This is a genomic window from [Clostridium] polysaccharolyticum (assembly GCF_900111595.1).
In the GTDB taxonomy this organism is placed as follows: Bacteria; Bacillota; Clostridia; order Lachnospirales; family Lachnospiraceae; genus Clostridium_AI; species Clostridium_AI polysaccharolyticum.
Map to the genome: position 1 here is coordinate 188865 of NZ_FOHN01000003.1, position 6783 is coordinate 195647.

Annotated in this window: 4 protein-coding genes; 3 read left to right on the forward strand and 1 reads right to left on the reverse strand. The window is 35.5% G+C overall.

Annotation, left to right across the window (positions count from 1 at the left end; translation table 11 throughout):
• Positions 1 to 75: 75 nt before the first annotated feature.
• Positions 76 to 864, reverse strand: coding sequence for a hypothetical protein (locus BMY85_RS03170; RefSeq protein WP_092476388.1), 789 nt, complete (start codon positions 862 to 864; stop codon positions 76 to 78).
• 422 nt (positions 865 to 1286) lie between these two features.
• Between BMY85_RS03170 and BMY85_RS03175 the strand changes: the two genes are divergently transcribed.
• The 3 genes from BMY85_RS03175 to BMY85_RS15485 form a co-directional block, all read left to right on the forward strand.
• Entirely contained in the window at positions 1287 to 2186 is a 900-nt protein-coding gene (locus BMY85_RS03175) for a cell wall hydrolase (protein ID WP_092476391.1), read from the forward strand.
• A gap of 94 nt (positions 2187 to 2280) precedes the next feature.
• Positions 2281 to 3768, forward strand: a complete 1488-nt coding sequence (gene thrC, locus BMY85_RS03180; RefSeq protein WP_092476393.1) for a threonine synthase — start codon at positions 2281 to 2283, stop codon at positions 3766 to 3768.
• 454 nt (positions 3769 to 4222) lie between these two features.
• The coding region (locus BMY85_RS15485) for an Ig-like domain-containing protein (protein WP_207646527.1) at positions 4223 to 6783 on the forward strand (2561 nt) is incomplete at its 3' end.

The following is a 6783-nucleotide window of genomic DNA, read 5'->3' on the forward strand; positions in this document are numbered from 1 at the left end:
TTTCTTTTTATATAAATGGAAGAAGAAATATAATACACTTATTATAGCATATTTTCAAGTAAAAAAAAAGCCTTGCTATAATTCTCTGATTTTTTTAGAAATTCGTAATTTATTATATAAGGAAGCATATCCGATTTCGTCAATTTCAATGATGAAATTAGTTAAGAAGTTCTTGTTATAACCCTTTTTCTGGACAATATCAACCGCCTTATTATAAGCGACGGCTGCTTCTGTTTCTGTCTTATAAGTCCCAATCTTATAGTTCCCGTTAATATGTATAACAGATTCATAAAGGAATAATCCATTCTTCATGATTTTCTTAACCCCATAATATTTATTAATGATCTCAATATTCTTATATCGGAAATCTAGGGTATCTCCATTGATAAAGCGGTAGTCACGGTTAATCACAGCAAAATTTTTAATTCCGTACCGGGATAAAATATTCACTTGCATTCCATAGTCGGATACAAACAGGTGGCCGCCTCGTCTGGAAATTGTGTGTTTAGAATAAAAGAATAAGTCATCCACATCAAACTTTAAGACAAGGTCGGAAGTTAAATAATATAGGAAGTAATTGTCCTTTAATAAAATGGGAGTTTTGAAGTAAAATCCAGTTGTTTTGAAATTATAAAGGGTAACATATTTTGAAAATTTAAGATAATGCATTTCATTCAATTGCTCCTCAAACGAAGAGGATTCAGAAGAAAGCAGGTTCTGTGCTTCTAAATAAGCTCCGTGGGCAGCCTCTTCCGTTTCAAAACTGCCTAGGCTGATATGTTTATTTTGAAATGTGATAGAAGAACGATACCACATTGTGCCGTCTTTTCTTTTGGATGTATATACACCAGGCTTTAAAGCCATAATTGCACCTCCTAATTAAGATGTAACCATATTATATCATATGTTGGCAGAAAAAGTGTAACACGAAATATTACAAAAATATTTCGGCAGATTTCCATGATTTCTCAAGAGAAAAGCAACATTCTTTGAATAAATTCCGAAAATGGGCATAAAATATGTAATAAATATTTAACAAAATGGTAATATTTTAATAGAAGAATTTACTAATAATGATTGTATCGGAAATATAAAATTTGTTTAAAATTTTGTATGAAGATACAATTTAAGTAAATACAAAAGTAGTATTAACTAAATTAAATTAAAGTATATTGACAGAAAAAGGAATATTGAATTAAAATGCTAGACAAGTTACGTGTTAGAAAGAAAATATTGCCAGTTGTGTAATAAGATGGATTCAATATTGGAAGAAAAGAGGAGTTATCATGAAAAATAGAAAATTGCTTATGCGAGTAAAAGCATATACGAACAATCTGTTTTTTAGCGGATGTAAATGGAGTATGCTGATTACGGCATATGCATTAATTGCAATTATAATAGCTATGAGTTCTGAATCACGTTTTTCAGAAGGAGTGTATGCAAAAGAAGTAGGGAATCCTACGGAAGCTTATTTATTTGGTGAACAAGATGATGTGCTTTGTATGGGCAACGCAATACAAAATGACAGTGAGGAAATAGAGACTGCAGACAAACAAGAGAATGCACAGGATACTGCAGTCCGTGCGTTAAGCACAAAGGCATTTGAAGAGAATTATGCCAGAATGGAAGCGTTTAAACAGGAATCAGGCCAATTAAAAAATGTGAATATAATCGATTCCGTTGCCAATGATCCCGTAGAAAAGAGACGTATAAAGCAAAAGCAGGCAAAAGAGAAACAGGCTAAATCCAAAAAGGAAGTGGAGGCTTTCTTGAATAAAAAAGAAGGAAAAAATGCCATAAAGCTGGCTAGTGGTGAAAAAGACATTCTTCTTCGCATCGTGGAGGCAGAAGCTACAGGGGAAGATATTACTGGGAAAATGCTGGTTGCCAATGTGGTATTAAACAGAGTAAAAAGTACGCATTTCCCAGATTCCGTTGAGGGAGTTGTATTCCAGAGAAGTGGTTCGGTGTATCAGTTCTCACCTATTAAAGATCGACGTTATTATCAGGTAAGCATCAGTGACGAAACGAAAGAAGCAGTGGACCGGGTACTTGGCGGGGAAGACAAATCCGAAGGAGCATTGTACTTTATGTCAAGAAGCAGAGCGGTGGCATCAAGTGTAACGTGGTTTGACCGAGCTTTAACAAAGGTATTTCAGCATGGAACCCATGAGTTTTATAAATAAAAGCTTATTGATACTGCTATGGATTCGTGTTATAATTATCGCAACTTAGCGTGTTCTGAATTTGGACATAATTTTAAGAAAAGGATGAGATAAGATGAATCTATTGTACAAAAGTACACGAAGCAATGATAAAACAGTAACAGCTTCCCAGGCTATCCTGAAGGGATTGGCAGAGGATGGTGGCTTGTTTGTTCCAGAAACGCTTCCAGCATTGAACGTATCAATGGAAGCGTTATCTAAAATGAGCTACCAGGAAGTTGCTTATGAAGTAATGAAATTATTTTTTACGGATTTTACAGAAGAAGAATTGAAAAACTGTATTGCAAAGGCTTATGACAGCAAATTCGATACAGAGGAGATTGCACCTTTAGTAAAAGCAGATGGTGCTTATTATTTGGAGCTGTTCCACGGTTCTACTATCGCATTCAAAGATATGGCATTGTCTATTCTGCCACATTTATTAACAACAGCAGCAAAGAAGAATAACATAAAAAATGAAATCGTAATCCTGACTGCTACTTCCGGTGATACAGGAAAAGCTGCTTTAGCAGGTTTCGCCGATGTAGAAGGAACAAAAATCATTGTATTCTATCCAAAGAATGGTGTAAGCCCAGTACAGGAAAGACAGATGGTAACCCAGAAAGGCAAGAATACATATGTAGTTGGAATTAAAGGGAATTTTGATGATGCCCAGAGTGGTGTTAAAGCTATGTTCAATGACAAGGAATTAGCTGGAAAAATGGACCAAAAAGGCTTCCAGTTCTCATCAGCCAATTCCATTAACATAGGCAGGCTTGTGCCACAGGTGGTATACTATGTATACGCCTATGCAAAATTACTAGCTGACGGTGAAATCAAAGATGGTGAAAAGATCAATGTAGTAGTGCCAACTGGTAACTTTGGCAATATTCTTGCAGCATACTATGCAAAAAACATGGGACTTCCAGTAAATAAATTAATCTGTGCCTCCAATGAAAATAAAGTATTATTTGATTTCTTTGAAACAGGAAAATATGACCGTAACCGTGAGTTTATTTTAACTTCATCCCCATCTATGGATATTTTGATTTCAAGTAACTTAGAGAGGCTGATTTATAAAATCGCAGATAACGATGCAGCAGCTTGTAAAGGATTAATGGATGCATTAGCTGCAAAGGGAGAATACACCATTACAGAATCCATGAAAGAACAGCTTGCTGATTTTGCTGGCGGATATGCCAGTGAAGATAATACAAAGGAGGCTATTAAGTCCTTATATGACAAGACTGGTTATGTACTGGATACTCATACAGCGGTAGCTTCTTATGTATGCAGGAAGTACAAAGAAGACACAAAAGATGAAACCAAGACATTGGTTGCTTCCACAGCAAGTCCTTATAAATTTGCAAGGAGTGTAATGACAGCAATTGATCCGTCTTATGATGCTATGTCTGATTTCGAATTGGTGGATAAATTATGTGAGATCAGTAAAACAGCGGTTCCAAATGCTATTGAAGAGATTCGTACAGCTTCCGTACTTCATGACACAGTTTGTGACAAGACAGAAATGAAAGCGGCTGTTGAAAAGATTTTAGCAATCTAAGGTTAAGACCTGTTCTTAGATTCTTAATATAATATGAAGAGATTCAAAAAGCTCCTGAAGTCCAGGGGCTTTTGTTATTTGTGTCCAAAAAACATGAAGAAAAGGCAAAAAGACCGTTTATGACAAAGGCATGACATAAATTTGCCACAAACAAGGTGCATTATATAACCATATTAAGGATAGCTAAAGCATAGGCGGAAGCTATCCGGCATAGGATATAATTGCCAGCAGCATAAAAGATGATGGGAAAACTGTCCAGCTCATACAGGATATGGAGAAAAATGCTTGACCTTTAGTTTGATAGTTGCTATAATCATCTTGTTATTGGAAAGATTATAATTCTATGTCCGGTCATAAGTAAATACAGGACATATATGGAAACCCGTGTCCGGTAAGCTTATGGAAAGCAAGAAGTATAATGTGAACCAAATTATTTAAGGAGGAAGAAAGGATTATGAAACAATTCGCAAAAAAATTAGCTCTTTTTCTTGCATTAGCTATGGTATTTACATTAGTAAAACCTTTTAATGTAAGTGCAGCCAGCAAGATTACATTAAAGAGCGGAGCAGCAGCACCTAGCACAATTTATGCAGGTCATACTTACAATTTAAAAGTTGCAGGAAAATCAGTTAAATTTACTACTAGCAACAAAAAAGTAGCAACAATTGGTGCTACAACTGGAAAAATGAAAGCAGTAGCTCCAGGTTCTGTAAAAATTACAGCCAAAAACAAAAAAACTGGCAAAGCAGTAGCAAGCAAAACTTTCAAAGTTTTACAGAGAGCAAAAGCAGTAACAGCTGATTCCGAATTATTCTTAGGAGCAGTTGGCGATACAGCTACATTGAAAGCTGCTTTAACACCAGCTACATCCACAGACGTTATCAGATATACAACATCTGATAAGACAATCGTAACTGTTGGTGCAACAAGCGGTAAAGTAACAGCTAAAGCTGAAGGCACAACAACAATCAATGTTTATGCAAAAGCTACCAAATCAACATCTAACAGCAACAAAAACAACAAAGTTGCTACAGTTAAAGTTTATGTTGGTGCTGTATTAGATACAGTAGTTCAGACATCTACAACTGAATTAAAAGCTACATTTAAAACAGATGTTTCTTCTAAGAAATTTGCTCCTGCTGATTTCGTAGTAACCAATAAAGAAACAAGCGTAGCTCAGGCTGTGAAAGAGGTTAAAGCAGCAGGCAAAGAAGTTACATTGACAATGTATAATGCTATTAAAGACGGCAAAGCTTATACAGTAAAATATGGCCAGTTTACAGCAGAATTTACAGCAACAGATGCTAAAACAGCAAAACTGGATATCGTTCCAAAAACAATTCCAGTAAATACTTTAACAGAAATCAAAGTTGTTGAATTAGATGCTAATGGTGTTGTTCTTAGCGAGAGCCCATTAAGCAAAAAACCAGTTTACATTGATTTCAGCTATGATGTAACAGATGGTTATACTCAAGGCGACAGTGTTTATTTCAACTCATTAAACAGTAAAGCAGTTGCAAAAGCTACTTATCATACATATGTATATGAAAACAATGCTGAAACAGGCGTAATTGAAACAGGTGATGTTACAATTACAGCAGTACCACAGGCTAGCGTAGCAGCAGATGGCATTGCTTACAGCATTAGCAAGGATGCTGTAAACTTTGATGCAGCAGACTACAAACAGGTTACATCTTTACCTGTTGGTTCAACAGGTTACAATGTTTACTTTAAAATCGTAAACAGTGAAAAGAAAGAAATTTCCGATGCTGATTATGAGAAGTTTACATTTGCTACAAGCAATGACTTAGTTGCTATGGTAAGCGACAAAGCAGTAAATAAAGCAATTTCTATTACTATAGTAGGTGAAGGTACTGCTAATATCATCGTAAAAGATGCAGCAGGTACCGTAATTGCTACATTGCCTATTACAGTAGGTAAGGCTTCAGTTCCTACATCTTTAACATTTGATAAAGCAAATGTAACATTATCTAATAGTGAAACTTTAAAGGATAGTGCTGAAGTTAAAGTAACAGTAAAAGATCAGTATGGCAACGATATGACAGGTGGTTCTGTTGAAATCGTAAAAGTCAGCGAAAAAGCTGAAGATGTAACAGTAGGTGAAGGTAATAAAATTGCATTTACTGGTGCAGGAAGAGAAGCAGGCACATATTTATACACAGTTAGCTATAAAGCAGAAGATGGAAAAGAGTATTTAAAAACAAGCTATAGAGTTGTAATTCAGGCAGTAGATAAGAATAAGGCAAAAACTTTTGCACCTATTCTTTCTAAAAAGGATGTTGAAACAACAGTAACAGATAAGTCAGAAGATGAGGCAGTTACAGTTGGACTTGGAATCTACTATGGCGGTGTACTTGATGAAAAAGTTGCCGTTGATGGTACGAACTTAAAGATTTTATCTATTAAAGATACTAAAAATGTTGAGTTAGCTAAAACGTGGTATGATGAAGCAGGTGTTATCACTATTACAAAGACAGAATCAGATGTAGTGAAAAAGATTCCTGCTGGAACTTATACAATTGCATTACAGTATACATTTAAAGATGCTGCTGAAAAAGATTGTGTAGCAAAATATTACACAACTTTTACTGTAACAGATAAGCAGGCAAGTGTTACAGTAGCTCAGACAAAGCTTGAATCAGAGAAAACAGCTCTTTCTGATATCATTGGAGATGCATTCGCTGTATCTTACGGTGGAAAATCATTAAAAGCTGAGGAATGGACTGTTGATGAAAGTGCTACTACTACTGTAACTTCTCCAAGTGGAAAGACTATTGTTATTAAAAAATTAGTTCTTGATGTTACAGTTGGATCTAAAAAAATTGAAGTTGCATTAGATGTAAATAAGAGTGTAGCTTTAAAAAATGGTATTGCTAGTACACCAGAAACAAGTGTAGCACCAGAAACAAGTGAAGCACCAGTGGTAAGTGAAGCACCAGTGGTAAGTGAAGCACCAGTGGTAAGTGAAGCACCAGTGGTAAGTGAAGCACCAGT